This window comes from Anabaena sphaerica FACHB-251, assembly GCF_014696825.1.
In the GTDB taxonomy this organism is placed as follows: Bacteria; Cyanobacteriota; Cyanobacteriia; order Cyanobacteriales; family Nostocaceae; genus RDYJ01.
In genome coordinates this window covers 116532-139786 of sequence record NZ_JACJQU010000004.1, presented here as the reverse complement: position 1 = coordinate 139786, position 23255 = coordinate 116532, and the positions used below count along the sequence as shown (strand labels likewise).

General features: G+C 36.8%; 19 protein-coding genes. 13 read left to right on the top strand and 6 right to left on the bottom strand.

Going from position 1 to position 23255, the window contains the following annotated elements:
- Positions 1-363: 363 nt before the first annotated feature.
- From H6G06_RS09505 to H6G06_RS09490, 4 genes are all read left to right on the top strand, one after another.
- Complete coding sequence (locus tag H6G06_RS09505) at positions 364-966, top strand: Crp/Fnr family transcriptional regulator (RefSeq protein ID WP_190559415.1); 603 nt, start codon at positions 364-366, stop codon at positions 964-966.
- 132 nt (positions 967-1098) lie between these two features.
- Positions 1099-2730, top strand: a complete 1632-nt coding sequence (locus H6G06_RS09500; protein WP_190559413.1) for an iron uptake porin — start codon at positions 1099-1101, stop codon at positions 2728-2730.
- Between the two features lie 293 nt (positions 2731-3023).
- Complete coding sequence (locus tag H6G06_RS09495; RefSeq protein ID WP_190559411.1) at positions 3024-3704, top strand: conjugal transfer protein TrbI; 681 nt, start codon at positions 3024-3026, stop codon at positions 3702-3704.
- 270 nt (positions 3705-3974) lie between these two features.
- A complete protein-coding gene (locus H6G06_RS09490) occupies positions 3975-5216 on the top strand; it encodes an S-layer homology domain-containing protein (RefSeq protein WP_190559409.1) in 1242 nt (413 codons plus the stop codon).
- Between the two features lie 109 nt (positions 5217-5325).
- Here H6G06_RS09490 and H6G06_RS09485 read toward each other — a convergent pair whose 3' ends face one another.
- Positions 5326-6684, bottom strand: coding sequence for a GAF domain-containing sensor histidine kinase (locus tag H6G06_RS09485; RefSeq protein ID WP_190559407.1), 1359 nt, complete (start codon positions 6682-6684; stop codon positions 5326-5328).
- 395 nt (positions 6685-7079) lie between these two features.
- Between H6G06_RS09485 and H6G06_RS09480 the strand changes: the two genes are divergently transcribed.
- Positions 7080-7397, top strand: a complete 318-nt coding sequence (locus H6G06_RS09480) for a DUF3155 domain-containing protein (protein ID WP_190559405.1) — start codon at positions 7080-7082, stop codon at positions 7395-7397.
- Positions 7398-7854: 457 nt separating this feature from the next.
- Here the strand turns inward: H6G06_RS09480 and H6G06_RS09475 are convergent, their stop codons facing one another.
- The gene (locus H6G06_RS09475; protein ID WP_190559403.1) at positions 7855-8385 is read right to left on the bottom strand and encodes a cofactor assembly of complex C subunit B; all 531 of its coding nucleotides are present in this window, start codon (positions 8383-8385) and stop codon (positions 7855-7857) included.
- A 137-nt stretch (positions 8386-8522) separates the two neighbouring features.
- Between H6G06_RS09475 and H6G06_RS09470 the strand changes: the two genes are divergently transcribed.
- From H6G06_RS09470 to nth, 7 genes are all read left to right on the top strand, one after another.
- Positions 8523-9092 carry a DUF3611 family protein gene (locus tag H6G06_RS09470; protein ID WP_190559401.1) on the top strand — a complete coding sequence of 190 codons (570 nt, stop codon included), beginning with the start codon at positions 8523-8525 and terminating at the stop codon, positions 9090-9092.
- A gap of 55 nt (positions 9093-9147) precedes the next feature.
- Entirely contained in the window at positions 9148-10428 is a 1281-nt protein-coding gene (gene serS, locus H6G06_RS09465) for a serine--tRNA ligase (RefSeq protein WP_190559399.1), read from the top strand.
- Between the two features lie 193 nt (positions 10429-10621).
- On the top strand, positions 10622-11218 hold the full coding sequence (locus H6G06_RS09460) for a hypothetical protein (RefSeq protein ID WP_190559397.1): 597 nt from the start codon (positions 10622-10624) through the stop codon (positions 11216-11218).
- Between the two features lie 250 nt (positions 11219-11468).
- Positions 11469-11915 (top strand): DUF433 domain-containing protein, encoded by a 447-nt coding sequence (locus H6G06_RS09455; protein ID WP_242039646.1) that lies wholly within the window; start codon positions 11469-11471, stop codon positions 11913-11915.
- Entirely contained in the window at positions 11916-12278 is a 363-nt protein-coding gene (locus H6G06_RS09450; RefSeq protein WP_190559395.1) for a DUF5615 family PIN-like protein, read from the top strand. It begins immediately after the preceding gene.
- A 341-nt stretch (positions 12279-12619) separates the two neighbouring features.
- The gene (gene rseP / locus H6G06_RS09445; protein ID WP_190559393.1) at positions 12620-13714 is read left to right on the top strand and encodes an RIP metalloprotease RseP; all 1095 of its coding nucleotides are present in this window, start codon (positions 12620-12622) and stop codon (positions 13712-13714) included.
- 184 nt (positions 13715-13898) lie between these two features.
- The gene (gene nth, locus H6G06_RS09440) at positions 13899-14558 is read left to right on the top strand and encodes an endonuclease III (RefSeq protein ID WP_338422930.1); all 660 of its coding nucleotides are present in this window, start codon (positions 13899-13901) and stop codon (positions 14556-14558) included.
- A gap of 150 nt (positions 14559-14708) precedes the next feature.
- On the opposite strand, the gene H6G06_RS09435 is transcribed toward nth, so the two are convergent.
- The 4 genes from H6G06_RS09435 to purS all read right to left on the bottom strand — a co-directional run bounded on the left by H6G06_RS09435 (position 14709) and on the right by purS (position 22630).
- On the bottom strand, positions 14709-18320 hold the full coding sequence (locus H6G06_RS09435) for a helicase-related protein (RefSeq protein ID WP_190559391.1): 3612 nt from the start codon (positions 18318-18320) through the stop codon (positions 14709-14711).
- An 89-nt stretch (positions 18321-18409) separates the two neighbouring features.
- Positions 18410-21409: a hypothetical protein gene (locus tag H6G06_RS09430; protein WP_190559389.1), complete on the bottom strand. Its 3000-nt coding sequence runs from the start codon at positions 21407-21409 to the stop codon at positions 18410-18412.
- Positions 21410-21529: 120 nt separating this feature from the next.
- On the bottom strand, positions 21530-22204 hold the full coding sequence (purQ, locus tag H6G06_RS09425) for a phosphoribosylformylglycinamidine synthase subunit PurQ (protein ID WP_190559387.1): 675 nt from the start codon (positions 22202-22204) through the stop codon (positions 21530-21532).
- A gap of 147 nt (positions 22205-22351) precedes the next feature.
- Positions 22352-22630, bottom strand: coding sequence for a phosphoribosylformylglycinamidine synthase subunit PurS (gene purS, locus H6G06_RS09420; RefSeq protein ID WP_190559385.1), 279 nt, complete (start codon positions 22628-22630; stop codon positions 22352-22354).
- A 199-nt stretch (positions 22631-22829) separates the two neighbouring features.
- On the opposite strand from purS, the gene H6G06_RS09415 reads away from it, so the two are divergent.
- Positions 22830-23243: a Fur family transcriptional regulator gene (locus H6G06_RS09415; RefSeq protein WP_190559383.1), complete on the top strand. Its 414-nt coding sequence runs from the start codon at positions 22830-22832 to the stop codon at positions 23241-23243.
- Positions 23244-23255 lie beyond the last annotated feature (12 nt).

Here is a 23255-nt window from a genome sequence, read left to right as displayed (position 1 = left end):
CATACTTCGGTTTTTTCCCGCCGACTTACTTACTTTACTAAAAGCTTACCTATTCTTAAACTTTGGCTATTAGAGTAAATAAAAGATAGCTTAAAAATATCTTCTATGTAAAACCTATTAACCATTAATTTATTTGCTTAATTTAGAGATGTGTGATAACGCCAATATGTTTGAAAACAGGGTATAAACCAGTACCCATTGTTTGGAAATGAATAAAACTGAGGAACATAACAAGTGAATACCTATGGTTAATGCAAACTATAGATTTTATTTGAAAATTATCATCAATTCTGCCAATAGATGCTTTCTAGTGATGAATTATCAGTCTTCTGCATCAGAATTTATTCCCCATCTCACCTAAAAATGACGTTTTCTACAACTGAAACCTTAATATCTCCTACAAACAAACTTTTAAGCCAACACTTATTTACTCGGCGGTCAATAATTCCCAACAGAAATGATGTATTGTGGCGTATTAAGCGAGGCATAGTTCGTACCCTGACCTGGAATGAAGATGGAACATCTATCACCTTGGGTTATTGGGGTTTAGGAGATATAGTTGGCTATCCTTTGTCAAAAGTCACACCCTACCAAATTGAATGCTTGACAAGTGTGGAAGCAACTATTATACCGCCCCATCTCTGGCATGAAGATATCAAGGCTTTGTTATATCACATCCAACAAGCGGAAGAACTTTTAAGCATATTACATCGCAAACCTACTTCACTGAAATTGTGGCAATTTTTGGTGTGGTTGGGTGAAAAATTTGGTCGTGATTTAGAACACGGTAGATTGATTGATTTAAACATTACTCATCAAGATATATCAGAGGTGCTGAACACAACTAGAGTCACAGTTACACGGTTATTACAGAAATTTGAAGAGGAAGGAAAAATATTACGCCATAAACGTAGTATTGTTCTGAATTTACCGACCAAATTCACCAGGATTGAGTACAAAAATTAAAATGGGGCTTGTGCTAACTAGCATAAATAATGTATAGTCATTACTGAGAATTATATGTGTAAATTCCCTGAACAATAAAGGGAACTTATCATAACCTTAGAGTTTTTTAGGTGTGAGTGAGAGAGTAAAAACATGACAAAACTATTTTGGAATGTTCTGAAGGTAAGTCCAGCTATTGCAGCTACATTGCTGTCTGCTAACAGCGTATTAGCCAATGAAGTCAACGAACAAGCAACCAGCGTTGCGAGTTTGTCCCAAGAAGCTAATAGCCTTGGTCAAGTAACATCCGTTTCTCAATTTTCTGACGTGCAACCCACTGACTGGGCGTTTCAAGCTTTGCAGTCTTTAGTTGAGCGTTACGGTTGTATTGCAGGTTATCCCAACGGTACATACCGTGGTAATCGTGCTTTGACTCGGTATGAATTTGCAGCTGGTTTGAATGCCTGCTTAGACCGAGTTAATGAATTAATTGCTACAGCTACCGCTGACATGGTAAGCAAAGAAGATTTGGCTACCTTGCAGCGGTTACAAGAAGAATTTTCGGCTGAATTGGCAACTTTGCGTGGTCGAGTAGATGCTCTAGAAGCTCGTACTGCTGAATTAGAAGCAAACCAGTTTTCCACCACAACTAAGCTGAAAGGTGAAGCTATTTTCAGCGTGTCTAGTGCTGTTGGTGGTGCGGCTGGATCAGGTGGAGACATCGTGGAAAACACGACTTTCTCTGACCGCGTGCGCTTGAGTTTAGAAAGCAGCTTCATGGGTACTGATATGCTGCAAACCCGTTTAAATGCGGGAAATATTTTCCAAAATAATGTTCCTGGTGGTACAGGAACTAACATGACTCGTTTGGGTTATGACGTTGGTAATGCTGCTACTGCTAATAACAGTGTTAGTATCGACAAACTCAACTACGCTTTCAACTTCGGTGAAAAAATCCGTGTCAAGATTGACGCTACAGGTGCTGAGTTAAATGAGAACGTCGACGTCTTCAACCCAGATTTCAGAAGCAGTGGCTCAGGCGCTCTCTCTCGTTATGGACGCTTCAGCCCTATTTATCGTCAAGCAGGTGATGGTGCAGGTATCACTGTTAACCTTAATCCTCAAGGACCATTGACTTTAAGTGCAGCTTATTTTGCCACAGGCAGAAATGATGCAGCTGACCCATCTAATGGTGAAGGGTTATTCGATGGTAGTAACACTATTTTCGGTCAGTTAGCATTCAGACCCAATAAAGCTTTCAACGTGGGTTTAGCTTACGCTCGGACTTATCAGACTGCTAATGACGTAAACTTATTTGGTAGCACAGGAAGTTCCATTGCAAATGGTATTTTGCCTGCTCCTATTCCTAATGTTCCGGTTGTATCTGACAACTATGGTTTACAAGCTTCCTTCCAGCCCAGTTCTAAATTGACTCTTGGCGGTTGGGTTGGTTACTCCAAAGTGAACAACCAAGTTGGACCTCAAGATGCAAGTATTTTTTATTGGGCTACTACCCTAGCTGTGAAAGACTTTGGTAAAGAAGGTAATACTTTAGGTCTAATTTTTGGTCAGCCACCTAAAGTTACTGATGTATCAAATCTACCTGCTGGGATTTCTAATCCAGACGACAACGGCACTTCTTATCATATAGAAGGTTTGTACAAGATGAAGCTTTCCGACAACATTCTTGTAACACCTGGTGTGTTGGTGATCTTGAATCCTAATCACAACGATAACAACAACGCCATCTATGTAGGGACTCTGCGTACTACCTTCAGCTTCTAAGTTGAGTGATGAGTTAGTTGCATAGTAGGCGTTTCCGTCAGACCTACAAATATGAACCCGCCTTTGGGCGGGTTTTTGTTTGGGAAGAACTAGCTATATATTTGCTATATTTTATCAGAAATCGCCGTAATACCCAGTCCCTTTACAGAGCGGGGAGCGTCAACTCTCAACCCATTGCTAAAATAGGGATAGGTAGGGTTTTAGCATTGTTAAACCCCTAAAACTGATAACTGAAGAAACTATCCTAGTAAAGCCACGTCATCACACCTATCACATATCATTGGAAAAATCCTATGAGTAGTCTTATACGTTGGCAATCTAACACAGCTGCACTAATGGCAATAGCTATTACTACAGGTGCAGTTACCCCTTTATTTACCTTTGCTCCTGCTCAAGCACAATTCAATATAAATCAATCTCGAACAATTACTATTCCGGTAAATGTCACCTTGCCTGTTACTTATGAAAAAGAGAAAGTAATTGTTAATCCTGGAGAAAGATTACCTCTGACTCTGAGAATAGCTAACGATGTTATCGACAGCAACAGAAATGTGTTGATTCCTGCCAGAACAGAAGTTGTGGGAGAGTTAGAACCAGTCAATCTCAATAGTGGTTATGACAATGAAAATAAAAAAGGTGTCCGCTTTGTAGCACGAGAATTAGTGTTTAGTTCCGGGAAGCGGCAGCAGATTAATGCTAATTCTCGTACTATCTCTGAAACTCAAAGAATCTCTCAGGGCAGCGATACAGGACGGGTATTAACTGATGCGGCAATTGGTGCTGGTGCTGCTACTGTAATTTCATTACTCACAGGTAACAAGAAAATTGAAGTCTTAGAACCTGTTGGTGGTGCAGCTGCGGGTGCTTTAGCAAGTGTACTGTTGCGAAAAAAACAAGTTGATGTCTTTGTTCTGCGACCGGAAGATGATTTAGATATCACGCTTGTGTCCAATTTGGTACTTTCTCGTAACTAGACTTAACTTAATTAAAGTCGTGACTTTTATTACCAATATTTCCTATAAGATCCTCGACTTCTTTGAGAAGTGGGGGATCTATTATTTGAGAATTGGGGTATCTATTGCTATATTATATAACTAAATTCCTCTTGCTCACAAAAAAAAACAATAAGTAAAACTATTTACGAAATATAAAAAACATAGGGAACTGTTTAATGTCAGAATTGTCTAGGTAGTTAACAGAGTAGTTAACAAAAAGAAAAAATAATTTTTACAGGAGTAAAATCAATGTTTACTTTAAATCGCTTGCAATCAAACACAGCCCTATTTATGGCTTTAAGTGTCACAGTCGGTACTGTAGCACCTTTAATGACATCTGCGCCATCCTTAGCACAAACGAGTTTTTCTGATGTTTCATCTAACTACTGGGCATCACAATTTATTCAACAATTATCACAACGGGGTGTAATTGCGGGATTTCCTGATGGTACATTTCGTCCAGAAGAACCGGTGACACGCGCTCAGTTTGCTGCAATGATTAACAAGGCTTTTAGCAAGTCTGCACAACGGCAACCAATCAATTTTAATGATGTACCCAGTAATTATTGGGCATACAGCGCCATTAGACAAGCTTACACTATCGGTTTCTTATCTGGATATCCAGGCAATGTCTTTAGACCTAACCAAGCTATTCCCCGTGAACAAGTTTTAGTTTCCCTGGCTAACGGTTTGGAATATGCTGCTGGTGGTAATGTTGAAAGCACTCTACAATACTACAACGATTCTGGCAGTATCTCCGGCTATGCCCGCACTCCCATTGCTGCGGCCACTGAGAGAAAAATTGTAGTCAACTATCCTAATGTTAAGTTTCTCAATCCCAGTGTGACTGCTACTAGAGCGCAGGTAGCGGCTTTTATTTATCAAGCCTTGGTTAGTGCTAATCAAGCTGCTGCAATTAACTCACCTTATGTTGTCTCTCTTCAAACCACTCCACCACCAGTCACAACTGTTACTATTCCTCAAGGGACTATTATTCCTGTGAAGTATGAAAAGGCAGCAAAAATTCTGGTAACTAAAGATGAAACTGCTCCTTTAACTTTGACAACATCACAAAGTGTAATTACCCAAGATGGAACAGTGGTTATTCCTGCTGGTAGTCAGGTGATCGGTGAACTCAAACCTGCTCAAGGTGGTTCTCAGTTTGTGGCTCAAAAATTAATTTTGACCAATGGTAAAGAATATAACCTTATTGCCACTTCTGATGTGATTACCAAAACTGAAACTGTGAGAAAAGGCACTAGCACCACTTCAATTATCAAAAATACCGTATTAGGAGCAGGAGCAGCTGCCGCAGTATCTGCGGTGACAGGCGATCGCGCTATTGCTACAGAAGAAATTCTCGGAGGTGCTGGTATTGGGGCGCTGATTGGTCTTTTCTTTGGTAGGAATAGTGTTGATTTAATTGCTATTGAACCCAATACAGATTTAGAAATGACAATTAACCAAAATTTGTTAATTTCTCTGCAATAGTGACTGGGGACTGGGGAGAATCAAGTCAAAAGTCAAAAGTCAAAAATTCTGTTCCCTGTTCCCTTATTTCCCCATCACCAATCACCAATTACCAATTACTAATTACCAATTACCAGTCTTTAACTTCAGGCAACCAAATAATAAAGGTAGTTCCTGGATGTTGAAGTGAAGTAATTTTTGAATTAAATGCGGGGCTAAAAACTTCTATTTCTCCCTGCATTTGTTCTATCAATTGTTTGGCGATCGCAATTCCCAAACCTGTACCGGGAATTTCTGTTTGCGCCTGTACACCTCGGTAATGTCTTTCCCCCAAATGCTCTAAATCTTCTGCTGGAATACCCGGACCTGTATCACTAATCGCAATGCCTTGAAAATTAGCTTTTTTCTGTCCAGCTTGAATCCAAATTTTCCCACCAGCAGGGGTATATTTCAAAGCATTATCAATAATATTACTCAAAACTTCTCTTAATGCTTTAAGATTAGCTTTTGTTAATGGTAAATTTTCAGGAAGATCAGTTATTAATTCCAGATTTCGTTCTTGAGCAATAGCTTGAGCCGATTTTAATAATAGTGCTAATAAATCTGTTAAGTCGCAATCAGTAGCATTTTCCCCTGTTCCTGGCAATAATAGTGGTGGTTTGGCTTCTTTCTGCACCGATGCTTCGACAACAACCTGAGATTCTGCTAGGGGAATGGGTGTTAAATCTGCATCAGTCAAGTCTATCACTTGATCAAACTGTAGCAGCAATTCTTGCAGGCGATCAGTTTCCCGCACTATACTAGTCGCTACATCTCGGTTAGGGTCTGTTGGTCGCAGTCGCTTAAACAGGAGTTTCCCAAAAGTGCGGATAGCCGTCAAAGGGTTGCGAAACTGATGCAAAAGATTATCCAGTAAATCCCTTTGTTGTTCTTGAAGAACTTGCTGTTGATGTAACTGCTGCTGTAACCAAGCTCGACGCTGATCTAAAATGCAAGCGATCGCTATAGTTTTGGCTATGCGCTGAATTTCGCTTTCCTCCCCTTCATTCCAGGCTCGATCTTCCCTTCCCGTTACCAATAACCCCATCATCACACCTTCATAAATCAGAGGTAAAACAATTTGATTGCCACTAAATATATATTCATCTTCTAAATTTGGAGGGGCTGTATTTGTACTTTCTGACTCCTGGGAAGGAGGAGCAGAGACTAGTCCTGCTGTCAATAACTTGCTCCGGTGATTCGGTAATGCCAAAATCTGACCAAATTTGATTTGCTTGTTGACTGTCCCCTGGGCTAGTTGATCTCTGTACTTTAATCTTGCTGTCTCAGGGGAAACCACCACAGGGATCAATTGAGCCTCACCTGTGGGGCTATCTACTAATTCTTGCGTTAAGTAGACAACACTCAAAGACGCTCCCAGTCCTTGGGTTAATAGAGATATTTGCTCTTGGCATAGAGCAATAAAATCAGAACTGGCAGACATTAACATTTTTTAGCTCTTGCTCAAAATTATGGACTAGCAGGGACAAATAGAAAAGATGCTAAATTTTTCGCGATCGCACTTTCAGCTTAACTAAATCTTCTCATTAATGCTTTATTCCCGGGAATGATATTTTTACTCCCAGAAAATACAGAGCTAGAGGCAGTTGGCTGAAATGCTCATCAAATCTACTAATTTGTGGTTTATTGGCCGCCTTCTAGTTATTTTCACTGTACTTGCACTCATTACTTAGCTACAGATAATTTCTCTAAATTTCCAAAGGATGACTAGGGTTGTATCAAAACGTTAAAAACCATTGATTTTTTCAAATATAACTTATATAATTACGACGGGTTTTGTAGCTATGACTACAATCTTATAGCTTGAAAGAGGAGGACAATAGGTTGGCAAGGAGACGTAAACGGAAAAGTCGTCGTCGTCAAGAAGGACGACGGATTTTAGAACACGTGCCTCAATACAGCATCGAAAGTGGCGAAGATAAACCTGTGACAGCAGCGAGAAAATTTATTCAAGCTGAAGGTATTTTGCCTCCTGCCTTGCTACTTGTAAAACGGAACGAACACACCACAGACCGTTATTTCTGGGCGGAAAAAGGTCTGTTTGGCGCTCAATACGTAGAAGAAAATCATTTCTTGTTTCCCAGTCTGAGGGTCTTGGAAGCTCCCGCTGGTCAAGAATTAGTGGCGGTGGCTACTCGTTAACATCTAGAATGATCCTCTTACGCATTGAATCTGACTTCTTACTTCTGACTCTGACATTAATTAACTGGCAAAATTGATCAGTTTATGCAAAAATTCAATTTTTTTTAAGTTTGTAGCTGAACTGCCAGTAAAGCTTATCCAAATTAGATCATCAAATCCTTTGCAGCCTGCGGTTGCATAATTTGATATCTAGTATGCTGATCCAGAAGGGAGTAGCAACAAAATCAAGCACATACAAAAGCGTCTTGCTTTGAATATTTTGGCTACAGTTGCCAAAATTATCTGTCAGCAAATTTAGATTTAGATTTAAATTTTGTCGATGACAGAAATCGTTAGCAAAACTGCCAACTTTAGATTTTTTCTGCCTCCTCCCTACTGTTCCTTTTCCTCAAAAGTCAGTCAGAAGTTTGCACTTCATCATCAGGACGTGCTTCTCTCAAGCAAAAACTAAAAACCTTCAATCAACCATCTTTAACTGTAAAACCCTCTGTAACTCAGCGAGTTCATCTCGATGGGCAATAACAGTGATGATACTTGAGGAGTGTTGTTCATTTTGGATAGAATCCATTGTGAGTGACACTTTCTCAATTCTCCCAGCTTTTTGCCAATAAAATATACCACTCAAGGGAGATAACAGGACTAAGGACAGTAAAAACGGACTTTGACTCGAAGAAAGTTGAGCTAAAACCAGAGATAGACAAGCAAAACCAACGGCTGCTAAAACAGTTAAAAAGATAGCTAAAAACCAGCTAGGTCTGACAAACCCTTCAAAAGTGACTTGGTTTTTTTCTTGGTCTACAGATGTAACACGGTAGGAGCGGGAGCGAAAATACTCCTTGAGTTGAGTCATCAAACTAGCTTCATCTTGCTCAGATACTAATTGCGCTTTTTCTGTGCGGTCTTTAGTAGAAGCGCGGATAAAGAAAAACAGTCCCACCGATAACAACAAAGTTAGCAGGAAAGTAGATGGCACAATAGCAGTATCCATAATTAATTGTTACTGTTTCACTTGATCTGACTTATTCATTATCAATTATTCTTGATAGGGATTGTCAGGATTTTTAGGCTAGACAATAATTGTTTTTTCCCAATCCTCAATCCCCAGTCCCCTATCCCCAGTTCCTTATGACACAAAACTCCGAAACCCCATCCTCTAATATTCGAGCGATCGCCCAAATATTTCGACTCGCTGGTTGGATTAGTTTCTGGATTCAACTTGTACTAGGTGTAATTTCTGGGATAATAGTATTATTATTCGCATTTTTCAGTCAAAGAGCAGGTAGTCCCAACAACAATCCTGGAACTGGATTTGGCGTATTTCTGGCTGTTTGTGGGCTAGTTGTTTTAGGTGTGGGGATGTACTTAGCCTATCGTTACACCAGAATTGGCAAACAACTAGATTCCTCCAATCCTGCCAATCGTCCCCGTAAACTAGAAAGCGTGCAAATATTAAGATTGGGGCTATGGGTGAACTTAGGAGGGATTCTGGTGACACTTTTGGGAGCGCAAGCAATAGTTGGTACGCTGGTAGCTAGGTCAATATCTCCACAAGCCGTAACTACTCAATTATTTGACCCCACTCGGATTATTAGCGGTTTAGATATGCTGGTAGTTCAGGCTAATACAAATACTATTTCAGCGCATTTTGCAGGGCTTGTAGCTTCACTATTTCTGCTAAATCGCATTACCAAGTGATAATTGCGTGAAGAAATGATATAACAACTTAGAACCGACCAAGAACAAGCAAAAAATGCTAGATATTAAACAAATAAGAGAAAATCCCCAACTCGTACAAGACAAGTTGAACAGTCGTAGTGGTAAATACGACATTCAGCCTATTTTAGATTTGAGCCAAAAACAACGAGAATTAGAAGGAAAACGCAACGAACTTCAAGCCCGTAGTAATGAAATTGGTAAACTGGTTGGACAAAAGGTAAAATCTGGTGTTAATCCTCAAGATGCGGAAATTCTTGCTTTAAAGGAAGAAGGAAACACCCTCAAAACCACATTAAGCGAATTAGAACCCCAGGAAAAAGAGTTAAAAGCGCAAATTCAAGATTTACTCTTAGCACTTCCTAACCTTCCTAGTGATTCTACCCCCATAGGTCAAAGTGAAGATGATAACCTAGAAGTGAGAAGATGGGGAGATGAATATAAACCGGAAAACCCGAAGATTTTACCTCATTGGGAAATTGGGGAAAAGTTGGGAATATTGAACTTTGAAAGGGCTGTAAAAATTGCCCAAAGTCGGTTTGTGAGTTTGATAGGTGCGGGTGCGGCTTTAGAAAGAGCATTAATTCAATTTATGCTTTCTAAGCATATTGAAAATGGATATATTGAAGTTAGTCCACCGTTGTTAGTAAATACTGATTCGTTAATAGGAACAAGTCAGTTACCGAAATTTGCAGAGGAAAGTTTTAAATGTGCAGATGATGATTTGTGGTTAATTCCGACTGCGGAAGTTCCGGTAACAAATTTTTATCGGGGAGAAATTATCAACGCGGAAGAATTACCAATTTATCACTGTGCATATACTCCATGTTTTCGTCGAGAAGCGGGAAGTTATGGACGGGATATGCGGGGTTTAATTCGGTTGCATCAATTCAATAAAGTGGAGTTGGTGAAGTTAGTAAAACCGGAAGATTCTTTTGAAGAATTAGAGAAGTTAGTAGGAAGTGCAGAATCAATTTTACAGGCTTTAAAGTTGCCTTATCGAGTGATTAATTTATGTACTGCTGATTTAGGTTTTGGTGCAACAAAGACTTATGATTTAGAGGTTTGGTTGCCATCTTCTGGTAAGTATCGAGAGATTTCTAGTTGTTCTAATTGTGTTGATTTTCAAGCCAGAAGGGCGGATATTCGGTTTAAGGAAGCTGGTAAGAAAGGGACGCAATTTGTACATACTTTAAATGGTTCTGGTTTAGCTGTGGGAAGGACTATGGCGGCTATTTTGGAGAACTATCAGCAAGCTGATGGAACGATTAAAGTACCGGAGGTTTTGCAGGTTTATTTGGGTAGGGAGGTTTTGTAGTTTAGGGTTTTTTGTAGAGGCGTTTTTGGGTTGCGTCTCTACGTATTTTTATGTAACAAGCAGTGAAGTTACGAAAATAAATGTTACCAGTTTAATTTCGATGAAGTAATAATTGGTTATGATTCAACCATGTTGGAAATTATCTGATGTACTTGCTTTTTCACTGTTCTATCACATATTCAAGGTGCAATAAATGTCTATTATCAACCTGAGTGTTATTCTAGTATTGAATATTATTTACTGGATATTTTTTGGGCGTGATCCTAAAGTTATTGGAATATGTATTTGGAGAGCTTTAGGTCTTTCTATACCCACATTCATGGGAGCAATTATAGGGATTATTGAAATATATCACTTTTTATTTTTATATTTAAAATTTTCATTTAGTCAAGTTTCAGAGTCTTACGTAGCACTATTACCAGTCCTATTATTTTTAATATTATCTTTGGTAATATATCTAATTTTTGTAGGATTATATTTACTATTGCTAAAAATATTTTGGAGAAATCCTCCTAAATGGCTTAGGTTTAGAAATTGGCGAACCATTTTTTTAGGTTTTATGATTTCTGTTTTAGCTGCTTTACCAGCTACAATAACTTATGTACCATTTTTTGTATTAATTCCTAGTAGTGAATTAATTATAGACACCTTAATGAAAAAAGGTTATGAAGCATCAGATATTATAGGTGGGATGTTTTTAATTTGGTTCTTGTTTGCAGTTGAGTTATACCATTCTGAGTATAAGTTTAAGAAATGGTGTACATATAGAAAAACAACTAAGAGTCAATGAAATATAGCAATAACTCATCTCGTAGGGTGCGTTAATGAAATATAATGCACCGTTTTCTATTAATATTTAACTGTCTGAATCAGGATAACCAGGATTAAAGGATTAACAGGATAATATTTGATTTTGATATTCTGGGATGTTTGAATAAGTGCAATTTCTGAAAATGTAGATGAATATTAAAAAAACATCCTGTACATCCTCAAATCCTGGACATCCTGATTCTGACAAAATACAATTTCTGAAAATGTAGATGAATATTAAAAAAACATCCTGTACATCCTCAAATCCTGTGCATCCTGATATGGCTTACGCCACGCTTCGCTATCAGACAAAAAATGATATACTAAAATATAGTGCTTCGAGCAACTTAGCTAAATCAAATAATATGTTAACCCTGAATTACCCGCATATTGAAAAAACCGAAAATCAACCAGCAAGATTAAAGCGTTTTCCGAGAATTAGAGTAGCACAAATTGTCATGGACTATATTGCTTATGGTTGGTCAGTAGAAGAAATGTGTCGTCAACATCCTTATTTAACCCAAGCTGAAGCTCATGCTACTATGGGTTATTACTTTGACCACCAAGAAGAAATTGACCAAGAAATTAAAGAGGAATGGGAACAAGTACAACAAAGCAAAAATGAATTAGTATCATCTCCATTTTACAGCAGAATGAAAACCAAAGGACTGCTGTAAATGACTATTGCTCTATATATGGATGTTCATGTACCTCAATCTATTACATCACAATTGCGTCGTCGGGGTGTGGATATACTAACTGCTTTTGATGATGAAACCCAAGAACTTCCTGATGATAAACTATTAGAAAGAGTGACTGAACTACAACGAGTCCTATTTACTCAAGATATTCGTTTTCGAGTTTTAGCGGAAACTTGGCAAAAAGAAGGAAAACAGTTTTCAGGATTAATTTTTGGACATCAACTATGTGGTACAATTGGTAAATTTGTGCAAGATTTAGAATTTATTGCTAAAGCTTCAGAGATTGATGAATGGATGAATATATTCCTTTCAAATAATACTGCTCTTAGGGTGCGTTAAATAAAATTGATTAACGCACCTTTTATTATTAAAATTTAACTGTCAGAATCAGGATATCCAGGATTAAAGGATTAACAGGATTATATTTGATTTTGATATTGATATTGTAAGATGTATGAATTAAGTTTATATCCTTGATAATTTTTGCCAAGAGTTAGCAAATTTGCCCTTAAGTCCCAAAAATTCCCCACTTTTTGGCTCAAAACTTGGAAACTGGCGAAAATTTCCATAATTTGCGCTTTCCATCGCAGTTGACAACAAACAAAAGCAGATTTCGTTTCTACGTCTATTCCCAAACTACAATAAAGATATATATCTCAATATTTTGACTAATTTGCTCTATGTCAGTTTTAGCAGCGATCGCAGTTTTGGCTATTTTGATCTTAGTACACGAGTTAGGACACTTTATAGCCGCACGTTCCCAAGGTATTTACGCTAACCGCTTTTCCTTGGGTTTTGGTCCCATCCTGTTGAAGTACCAAGGATCACAAACGGAATATACTATCCGTGCTTTCCCTTTGGGTGGCTTTGTTGGCTTTCCCGATGATGATCCTGATAGCGACATTCCCCCCAACGACCCAAATCTGTTGCGTAATCGTCCCATTTTAGATCGAGCGATCGTCATTAGTGCGGGAGTGATAGCAAACTTAATATTTGCTTATTTAGTCCTGGCTTTGCAGTTGGGTATTGTTGGTATACCACAAGAATTTAAATATCAACCAGGAGTAATTGTCAAACCTGTTAACGAACAATCTATTGCTTACCAAGCAGGTATTCGTGAAGGTGATATTATCCTCAGTGTCAATGGTCAGGAACTCACAGCTGGTAACGATTCTACCTTATTGCTGACCAAAGAAATTCAAACACATCCCAATCAGCAACTTGACCTGAAAATTCAGCGTCAAAATGAACAAATTCCCTTAAAATTAACCCCTACACAAAGTGCTGATGGTAAAGGGTTGGTGGGAATTGAACTAGGACCCAATGGTAAAGCAGTTTATCGTCGTCCCCAAAATCCTACAGAGATTTTCACAGTTGCTGCTAACAGATTTCAACAGTTAGTTGTGGGGACAATTAAAGGATTTGGACAGCTATTAACTAACTTTCAAGCAACTGCTAGTCAGGTTTCTGGACCAATTAATATTGTTAAAATTGGTGCTAAATTAGCAGCTGATAATCTTGCTAATTTGTTGTCTTTTGCAGCAATTATTAGTATTAATTTAGCAGTTATCAATATTTTACCCCTCCCCGCTTTGGATGGTGGACAATTGGCTTTTTTGTTAATTGAAGGTTTGTTTGGTAAACCCTTACCAGCAAAAATTCAAGAAGGTGTAATGCAAACTGGTTTAGTGCTACTCTTAGGATTAGGTATTTTCTTAATCGTCAAAGAAACCACTCAATTAGATTTTGTACAACAATTATTCCAGGGATTGTAACTGAATTTCAGATTTTCATCTCGTTCCCAGTCTCAAACTGGGAATGTGATCCAGAGGTTCTACCTCTATTTGACAAAGAAAGCAGAGCCTTATACAATTCATTCCCATACAGAGTATGAGAACGAGAAATCAGGAAATTCATTCTCATACAGAGTATGGGAAGTATTCAATTGAAATTGCTGATGTGACTCAAAAAAAATTATCAAAAAAGCAACGCGCTTTAGAAATTCTCTCTCGTCTCCACCGTCTGTATCCTGACGCGACTTGCTCTTTAAATTATGAAACTCCGGTACAATTATTAGTAGCAACTATTCTTTCTGCACAATGTACAGATGAACGAGTGAATAAAGTAACACCTGCTTTATTTAGTCGCTTTCCAGATGCGGAAAGTTTAGGAAATGCGGATATATTAGAATTAGAAGAATTAGTCCGTTCAACGAGTTTTTATCGTAACAAAGCCAAGAATATCAAAGCTTCTTGTCGGATGATTGTTGCTGATTTTAACTCGGTTGTTCCTAATAAAATGGAAGAATTATTAAAGCTTCCTGGAGTTGCGAGAAAAACTGCAAATGTGGTTTTAGCACACGCTTATGGTATTAATGCTGGGGTGACCGTGGATACTCATGTGAAGCGGTTAAGTCAGCGTTTGGGGTTAACTAAAAATACCGAACCTATTGGAATTGAAAAAGATTTAATGCAATTATTACCCCAACCAGATTGGGAAAATTGGTCTATTCGGTTAATATATCATGGTCGTGCAGTTTGTAAAGCGCGTTCTCCTGGTTGTGATGTGTGCGAGTTGGTTGATGTGTGTGTGAGGAATTTAGGGAATGGAGATGATTAAAATTTTTCTCTAGCAGAGTCGCAGAGAGGAGTTAAGAATTTGCGGCTAATGCAGCCGAGATAGTTCTTCCTCGTCAAGATAAGTGTAACAAGTTTTCCGGTCGGTGTCAATAGGGTTAGCTTAAAAAATGCGAACAATTTAAGAGAATTTTTAACAAGAGAGAATTAAATTGAGTACGTTTAATTCCTGAGAATTTAACAGATATTTCTCTGTCAAGATTTTGTTTCTAATTTCTTCTAAGCTGTAACTCCTAAACACTACAAAGGGAAATTCTTGATAATTATGACCTATTGGTAAAACGTTACCGACAGGATATAATCCACGAATGTAGGTAGATAAAATATCCCGAAAACGTTGATCTTCTGGTTCTTCTGCTTTACTTTCAAAATATTCTTTCATGACTTCACCGCTAATAAATGCAAATAATGGTAAAGCATAATATTGATCTGTGTGTTGACTTTTCTGTTCGAGTTTTTGTGTTTTTTCTACTCCATTTCTTAACTTATTGACCAATTCTATAGCATCTTTAATAGCAAATCGTAAATTTTCTGGATAAGAAGATTTCCGACGGGTAATTTCGTGCATATTTTTCCATAGTTCTTCATTAGCGTAGGTTGTTATATCAGCTAGTCGCATTTGATAAGTTTCTTCTAACTTATTATTAGCAATAGGAACTATTAATAAACCTCCACTGATGTAACCAGGTTCAATTTTACCAAAATCTAGTAACTTATCTAGAGTATGAGAAATTTCTGAAAACTTGCTGTTAAAAGATTCCCGCATTGCTAAATAATTAGACTCAGTTGCATTTTGAATCACAAAATCTGCTCGTCCTAGTAGGTTTTCTAAGTTTGTAAAAACTTGTTTCAGCAACACATCACTTTTAGTGCGTTGGTATTCTGTTTTTAATTGACGGATAAGGTTGACCATTTGAGCAGAAAATGTCTCTCCAGCAGCAAAAACAGATTTTCCACCTATAGGAATAAGAATAAAATTATCCCGACCTATCCGACCATAACCAAAAATTCTGGTCATGATAGAAGCCTTTAAAATCAATAAGATATTTAACAGACTCAGCACACTTTCTTGTAAAGAAATTTCTGGGTCATCTTGATAATAAACTGCTCGTTCTGCTAAGTAAAAAATTAGTTCTTTATCCTGATTATCTATATTTTCATTTCCTCGACCTCTGTAAATAACCTGAATTACTTCCATCAGATTTTTTTCAATCTCAAATTTGGGAATTTCCACCAAAATATGTTTAGCTTTAGGAAAGGATAAACCCCGACTACCGGAAGCAGTCATAAAAATGACTTTGACATTTTCTTGAAATTTTTGAATTTCTTTCTTTTCTTCCTCAGAAATATTTGCGTGTATTTCTAAGTAATCTGTACACTTTTCAAACTTTCCCCAGTTTCGCTTAATGTTATCAATCAGTTCTGCTAATTTACGCTTGTTTTGAATATAAACTATCACCTGTTCAACATCTGACCGTTGGAGGAGACATTCAATATCTTTTAAAATTTCATTTTTTAATCCAGATTCTAAATTATATTGTTGCTTTAGTCTGACTTCTTCACTAAATTTACAAGATTCAACTAATACTTGATAACTTATAGATAAACTACTCGCTGGGTAAGAGTTAGTGTTAATAACAGTTGAGTCTAAACCTTTAAATATTAATGGTTGAACCGAAAGAGGTTGAGCAATATCTACAGCACGACGGAAATATATTTTATCTGGTTCTGGAGAGGTATCAGACAGGTGTTGAATAATCACATTTTTATCAACAATAGAAGCATCAGCGACAATTACTTTGGTATTAAAACCATGCTGAGAATCCATTAATTGATACTTCTCGATTATCTGATGGATTCCATTTAAGAACTCCACACCTCCATCATCTCCTGTAATTTCATCTATCATGATAAATATGTGCTTAATTCTCCCAGATATTTCTTGCATTTTTTGAGTTAAAACTTTACCATCTGAGGTATTGTAAGCATTTCTAAAAATTTTATCAAAATGCTTTAAAGTGTTACCAGCATCAGTCATTTTCAAGGCTTGAATAGAAGCCGTTGCGATAATATTATTCGATGTTTTTTGTTCTATGATTGTGGATATAGCTTCACAAACACTATTGAGAACACCCAGCTTCTTTTGTCCAATATCTTGAATTACATCTTCCTTGGTTCGCTTGAGTCTGTCCGAACGTCGGGTTTTTTGTTCAACATCTCTATTATCCAGAAAGTGAACAGACTTTTCAATAAATTTACCCTGACGTTGGTTAGAGGTGTATTGAACAGTGTAACGTCCAGGGTTATCTGTAAGTATGTTGCTGTTGGTGTTTATAGCTAATAACTTATCATGACATAATTTTCCGGTATTTTTATCTTTAAATTTTTCGATGATATCCAGATTTACTTGTTTGCGAGGACTGACGTAAAAGAAGAGAAAACCTTCATCTATATGTGTTTTCAAGAAATCAACAATTGCGGTAGTTTTACCAATTCCAGGATTTCCTGTTAAAAATATATAAGTTGATTGAGAAACTAGAGATTTTTTAATTAATTCAGCATGAGTATCTCTTAGTTTCATGGTTCCAGTTAACCCTAACTCATTCATCAATTCTGAAGAAACTTGTCCCACAGAGTTGATAAATCCAGTAATTTTCTCTGTGTGACGAGGTAAAATAGTAATCCTATCAGCAGGAATTTCTAAAAGAGAATCAACAAACTCTTTACCGCGCTCAAAACTTCGGTAAGCACTGCTTTTAATTTTCTTTAAAACCTCCTTGCGTGCTTGGGGAATTTCTTGAGGACTGGAGTCATGTTTGTAAATCTGATAACAAGTTTTTAAGATATCTACATTTTTGCGTTGAATGGATATTGTACTAATGCCGCGATCGCTATATCCTATAGAATTGAAAACTACACTTGCTGTATCTGGGAGAATAGTGGTTTTTTGCAGAAATTCATAGAAGCTATGGAGATAGCAAGCAGCTTGAATTGACTTGGTACTTTCTTTATCTCTATATTTAAAAGCAGTAAAATATGTTTTTAAGCCTTCCGAGAATTCTAAACCTAAAGATTCAGTATCAATACGAAGATTAGAAAAGACGCTTTTTGACCGTAAATAGCTAATATCCCGCATTAATAACCGACGGATAATTTCTATATAATCAATATTTTCAACATCTTCATTAGTATTGATAGAAAACACCGATAAATCAACACAAATAACTCGATACTCTTTCCTATGACGTAATAGAATTAAAGTATCTGCATTGAGAAATTCACCTTTCTTTTTATAAGCTGTAATATATTGAGAGATGTGATCTAAATTATCAAATTGAGATAATGCTTCACTAAACCACTGAAAATCATCTTTGGTGTCATAAGTACCAATACTGTTATCACCATTAAACCGACATTGATAATATAATATTTCCACATTTGGTAACTTGTGCGGTTTATCCCAACCTGTAGATTTAATGTATTCTCGAAAGAAATTAAAACCACTTAAAAAACCCTTTTGAATAAAAAATATACTCCAATTTTTAGCCATATCTCTTTCTACAGTGCTAATAACTTTATCAACAACTCGCTGTTGCATTTTGGGTAACTTTAGCTGCTGTAATTCCTGACGATATAAATCACCAAATTTATGCTTGATTTTATTTTCTTCAATGTAAGCAAGAACCCCAACATTAAAACCTACTTCAAACAAACGTCCTAAATCTTCGGCTATTTTAGATTTCATGTTAATCTCTATATAATTTTACAGTCGTATGGGTAATACCCTATGGCTTCGCCACGCAAGCTACGGGAAGCAAGCTACATGAATTACCCCTACTGCTTTGCATTTAATACTGTTCTTACAAGAGTTAAAAATGCTAAAGAGTTAAATTCACCTTTTCCTCGAAAATGATTAAACAAGGAAAGTTTACCAACGGATTTATCTCCAATCAACTTGTCATAAGGATCTAGTTTAATGTGAATTTGTTTGTCGGCTTTTTGGTAGCGGGAGAAGTGAAATAAAGTCAAATACTGCAAGATATCATCTTTTAATGAACCATCAAAAATAAGTCCTTTATGGATATCTTCATCATCAAGTATTCCTTGATAAATATTTAACAGCGTCGCATAAGAAATTACACCTCTATAATATCTTTCTTCCTCTTTACCTACTTTCATTCCATTAAATAAGTTGAAAAACACAACCGATTTTTTGCTAGGATCTTCGACTAAATTTGTCAGTTCTACTGTATCTTGAATATATAAAGAACCTGCTGCGATATTTTCTAATCTAACTGCATAGTATTTATCAAAAAACATGGGATAGATTTTAATATCATGATATTCAGATTTTAAACCTCTAATTACATCTCTGGACATAAAGAAAAGTCCATCATCATCTTCTGCTTGTGTCATGTGTAATGTGCTGGTGTAAGGTGCTTTAGCAATATAGACAATATGCTTGTATCCCAATTTGTAAAGTTCAGTCACTTTATCAATAATTACGCTGGGATTTGTATACATTTCTTGCTGGTTATAGTTATCAGAAAAAGTTGTAGGTAACTGAAATTTAACTACCCCATTTTTCATGTTTACACCGATAATTTCCCCCATTAAGTTGGAGATTTTCGCAGAACCACTCCAACCTCGATCACTTTCACGACTGGAGACAATAATAATGGCTAATTTGTCTAGTTGGGGAGATTTTGAAGAACTATGGAAACTAAATTTTTTGGGTAAAACAGAGTACAAAGAACTCATGGTATTAGGAATTTTAAATCCCAACTCTCTAATGTCAAATCCTTTCTTATTAGCACGATGTGTTTCATTGAATAAATGAGATAAAACACCAGATAAAGAAACTATAAATTTTTCTATCGGTGCATCATCATCTTTACCGTGCAGATGTAATCTGAGAATGGGGATAAATAATCTTGTTTGCTTATCTAATAAAATTTTAAGACATATATAAGCAAGCAACCCGTAAGTAAATTTATAAATAAAAGCTTGATGAGGTTCTAGTTTTTTATCTTCTAAACTATAGGGAAATAGTAAAAGTTGACGATTTTTGAAATGTTGACTGCAACTTTTTAAACATCTCGGATCATCTAAAGGTGCAAAAACTACTGGTAATGCACGAATACCAGTTAAATCATATTCCATGCTAAAGGTTTCTTGATCATCTGTAGCAAAAAAGTGAATGTCTTTGATAGTAACTTTAGCTGGTAGGGTACAAAGAGAATTTGTTTCTGTATTCGGTTTTCCTAAAGATATGTATTTTAGAACTTCTTTAGGATTTCCTCTCACAACAGGTTTAAAAAATGTATTGTTATTAAAAATATTCTGGGTATCTTCTTCAAGAAGACCGTTTTTTACGGAAATGTGTACAGGATAATCTCTTGTGGGGAAAGAAGTTTTGTGCTTGAGGAGATTTTGCAATACACCTTTAAGACGATTGATTTTAAATTGAATATTAAATTCTTGTAAGTATTTATAAATATTCCGAAGCAGTTGTTCTTTTGCTGTTTCGTCAGAACCCTGTAATTTATGAATTACCTTTTTCTCAAAAGCTTCTAAAGGATCATATTTTAATTCATCCTTGAGAACATAATTATTACTTTTGGGATTATGAGGAGACGCAAATAAGAAATAGTACAAAAACGCTATTTGTAAGACTTTTTTGGGAAATGATTCTCGTTGTAAAGGATCTGCAAGTGCATCTTTATGTTCTTGACTATCTGGATTTAGGATATTGAGACGATAATCAAAAACGCTTTTACCACCGTCAGTATGAACTTTACCATCAAACTTCAATTTGAGTCCAAATACAAATTGAATTTCTCCCCGATTTTCATCTTTTGTTTCTCCCAAAAAACCTTCTACTATGGGAATAATTGGCAGCTTATCAAATGCTTCACCACGAGAAAAAGCATCTTTGTAATTAATTTCTGCACCTGCATAGTTAACGAGGTAATCACCATCAGCTTTGTTACTATCGTTAATGTATGTTTCTATAAGTCTGAGTCTTCTAATCAAATCTTCTAAATAGATAGCACCAGCGGCATTTAAATTGCTAGTTTTAGTGTTAATATTTTCTAGCAGAAACTCTAAATAATTTATTTGTGCTTGTTTTTTGAGTTTCCCTAATGTTTCTTTATTGACAACATCCCGCAACCGGAAAAGGTCAGAATTTTTATCTTTTTCTAAATCTTCAAGAATGTATTCTAAGTCTTGTTTTTCTTCAGGATTTGCACTCGCAAATTTAACCCGAATATAATTTTCTAAACCTTTTCGCAATTCTGTATCAAAATCACGGGTTTTCTGTACAGAAATAGTTAGCTTATGAACTTTTAGCAATTCTCTATTTTCAGGATTATTTTTCTTAAAAGTTAACCGTTGTTTTTGCAAATTGTCATAAGGAAGAAAAGGATAGGTAAAGTCTAATTTAGCTGTTTTCCCTTGAAATGTCTGTAGATCTGTAATTAATTTACTAACAAATTCCTCTATTGATTTGCTATTTCCTAGTGATGATTCTAACAATTTCTCAACACAATCTTTAATTGCATGAATTTGATTCCGAAACTTTTCTTCAGAACCTGGACTAATATTTACGGTAGCAGAACGGACGCTGTTTGCAGATGCTCCCAGGGGATTTTCTACCTGCAAATTAGCGACTTCAGTAGCTACCTGATCAATATTGATTCGCAAACGTTTATTATCATCAGAAAGTTTAAATATTTGCTGATTTGGTTTCTGTAATACCAATAAGATTTTCGCTAATAAATCAGTATAATCTACATTGGCTAAGTCTGGATTTATTGCTATTTTATTCATTTGCACCCCTTACTGTTGTCTTGAAAATCACAATCGTTAAATAATAAACTTTTGCGATTTGACAAGTCAAGACTTAATCAGGATAAAAATACCCGACTCCGTTCAGAAGCCGGGTATCTATTACACTAAAGCTGCAAACTTCCCCAACAAACCCTGAAACAAGCGCAAACCATCGCTATTACCTAACGCTTTATCTGCTGCTCGTTCTGGATGTGGCATCATTCCTAAAACATTACCTTGAAGATTGCAAATCCCCGCAATATTGTTTAATGAACCATTGGGGTTTTCCCCGTGATAACGAAATAGAACTTGCCCGTTATCTTCAATTTTTGCTAAAGTCTCTTTATCAGCGTAAAATCGCCCTTCTCCGTGAGCAATCGGTAAAGTGATAACTTCACCCTCAGTATAACCTTGAGTCCAAGGTAAATTATTCCGCTCAACTTTCAAAGGAGAGCGATCGCAAATAAAATGCAAATCTCGATTTCTCGTTAATACCCCCGGTAGCAAACCAGCTTCAGTTAATACCTGAAACCCGTTGCAAATACCGATGACAAACTTGCCTTTATTTGCATGATCAATTACTTGCTGCATCACAGGAGAGAAACGAGCGATCGCCCCACAACGCAAATAATCTCCGTAACTAAAGCCACCAGGGACAATAATTACATCTATATCACTAATATCAGTATCTTGATGCCAAACCATGCGCGTTGGTTGTCCTAGCAAGTCTCTAGTAACATAAGCAGCATCGCGATCGCAATTAGACCCTGGAAAAACTAAAACACCGAATTTCATAATTTAGTCATTAGTCATTAGTCATTAGTCATTAGTCATTAGTCAGGGAATAGGGAACAGGTAACAGGGAATAGGGAATAATCAAATATTACCAGTCCCCAGTCCCCAGTCCCCAGTCCCCAGTCCCCAGTCCCCAGTCCCCATTACCTAGAACACTCCCGTTTGAGATTCCACCTCAATCAAATCAAAGCGATAGTTTTCTATCACCGGATTTGCTAACATTTGTTCACACATTTCATTCAAGTCTTTACGTGCTTTTGGCTCATCTGGTGAGATGATCGTGACTTCCATGTACTTGCCAATACGCACCTGTTCAACGTTATCGTATCCGAGTTGCTTAAGGCTAGATTGTACAGCCACACCAGCGGGGTCTAAGACTGAAGGACGAAGAGTAACGAAAATTTTAGCTAGATACTTCCTTTGCATTAGGCTTTTGCTGAAAGCTGCGATCGCTATACTATAACTTTCTGTTCCAACTGAGTGAAAATAAGATCACACAGTCGTTAGAGTTAATCTATCAGTTAGCCAATCAAAAAGCTGTCATCACATATGCTAATTTAATATAGTCTTATATGATACAAAATTTTTATTATTCTCAGATCCAAATCTAAAATCCAAAATTGTTATGAGAGCTATACGTACCCGCAGTCAAGACCGGATTTTGAACCTGTTAAAAAACATTAAACAAGGAATTTCTGCACAAGATATATACATAGAACTACGTAACTGTAGTCAAAGCATGGGTTTAGCCACAGTTTACCGTTCACTAGAAGCCCTCAAACTCGAAGGGAAAGTACAGGTAAGAACTCTGGCTAACGGTGAAGCCCTCTATAGTTTAACCCAACAAGATAAACACCACCTCACCTGTTTACAATGCGGTCTTTCCATCCCCATCCATCAATGTCCAGTCCATGAACTAGAAAACGAGTTAAAAGCCAGCCATAAGTTTAAAGTCTTTTACCACACCCTAGAATTTTTTGGACTGTGTAACAACTGTCAGGAAACAGGGAACAGGGAACAGGGAACAGGGAACAGGTAATTCTTTCGCTAT

Coding starts and splice junctions, on each gene's coding strand:
- H6G06_RS09505 (WP_190559415.1), top strand. CDS start 364: ATGACGTTTTCTACAACTGAAACCTTAATATCTCCTACAAACAAACTT.
- H6G06_RS09500 (WP_190559413.1), top strand. CDS start 1,099: ATGACAAAACTATTTTGGAATGTTCTGAAGGTAAGTCCAGCTATTGCA.
- H6G06_RS09495 (WP_190559411.1), top strand. CDS start 3,024: ATGAGTAGTCTTATACGTTGGCAATCTAACACAGCTGCACTAATGGCA.
- H6G06_RS09490 (WP_190559409.1), top strand. CDS start 3,975: ATGTTTACTTTAAATCGCTTGCAATCAAACACAGCCCTATTTATGGCT.
- H6G06_RS09485 (WP_190559407.1), bottom strand. CDS start 6,684: ATGTTAATGTCTGCCAGTTCTGATTTTATTGCTCTATGCCAAGAGCAA.
- H6G06_RS09475 (WP_190559403.1), bottom strand. CDS start 8,385: ATGGATACTGCTATTGTGCCATCTACTTTCCTGCTAACTTTGTTGTTA.
- H6G06_RS09470 (WP_190559401.1), top strand. CDS start 8,523: ATGACACAAAACTCCGAAACCCCATCCTCTAATATTCGAGCGATCGCC.
- serS (WP_190559399.1), top strand. CDS start 9,148: ATGCTAGATATTAAACAAATAAGAGAAAATCCCCAACTCGTACAAGAC.
- H6G06_RS09460 (WP_190559397.1), top strand. CDS start 10,622: ATGTCTATTATCAACCTGAGTGTTATTCTAGTATTGAATATTATTTAC.
- H6G06_RS09455 (WP_242039646.1), top strand. CDS start 11,469: ATGAATATTAAAAAAACATCCTGTACATCCTCAAATCCTGTGCATCCT.
- H6G06_RS09450 (WP_190559395.1), top strand. CDS start 11,916: ATGACTATTGCTCTATATATGGATGTTCATGTACCTCAATCTATTACA.
- rseP (WP_190559393.1), top strand. CDS start 12,620: ATGTCAGTTTTAGCAGCGATCGCAGTTTTGGCTATTTTGATCTTAGTA.
- H6G06_RS09435 (WP_190559391.1), bottom strand. CDS start 18,320: ATGAAATCTAAAATAGCCGAAGATTTAGGACGTTTGTTTGAAGTAGGT.
- H6G06_RS09430 (WP_190559389.1), bottom strand. CDS start 21,409: ATGAATAAAATAGCAATAAATCCAGACTTAGCCAATGTAGATTATACT.
- purQ (WP_190559387.1), bottom strand. CDS start 22,204: ATGAAATTCGGTGTTTTAGTTTTTCCAGGGTCTAATTGCGATCGCGAT.
- purS (WP_190559385.1), bottom strand. CDS start 22,630: ATGCAAAGGAAGTATCTAGCTAAAATTTTCGTTACTCTTCGTCCTTCA.
- H6G06_RS09415 (WP_190559383.1), top strand. CDS start 22,830: ATGAGAGCTATACGTACCCGCAGTCAAGACCGGATTTTGAACCTGTTA.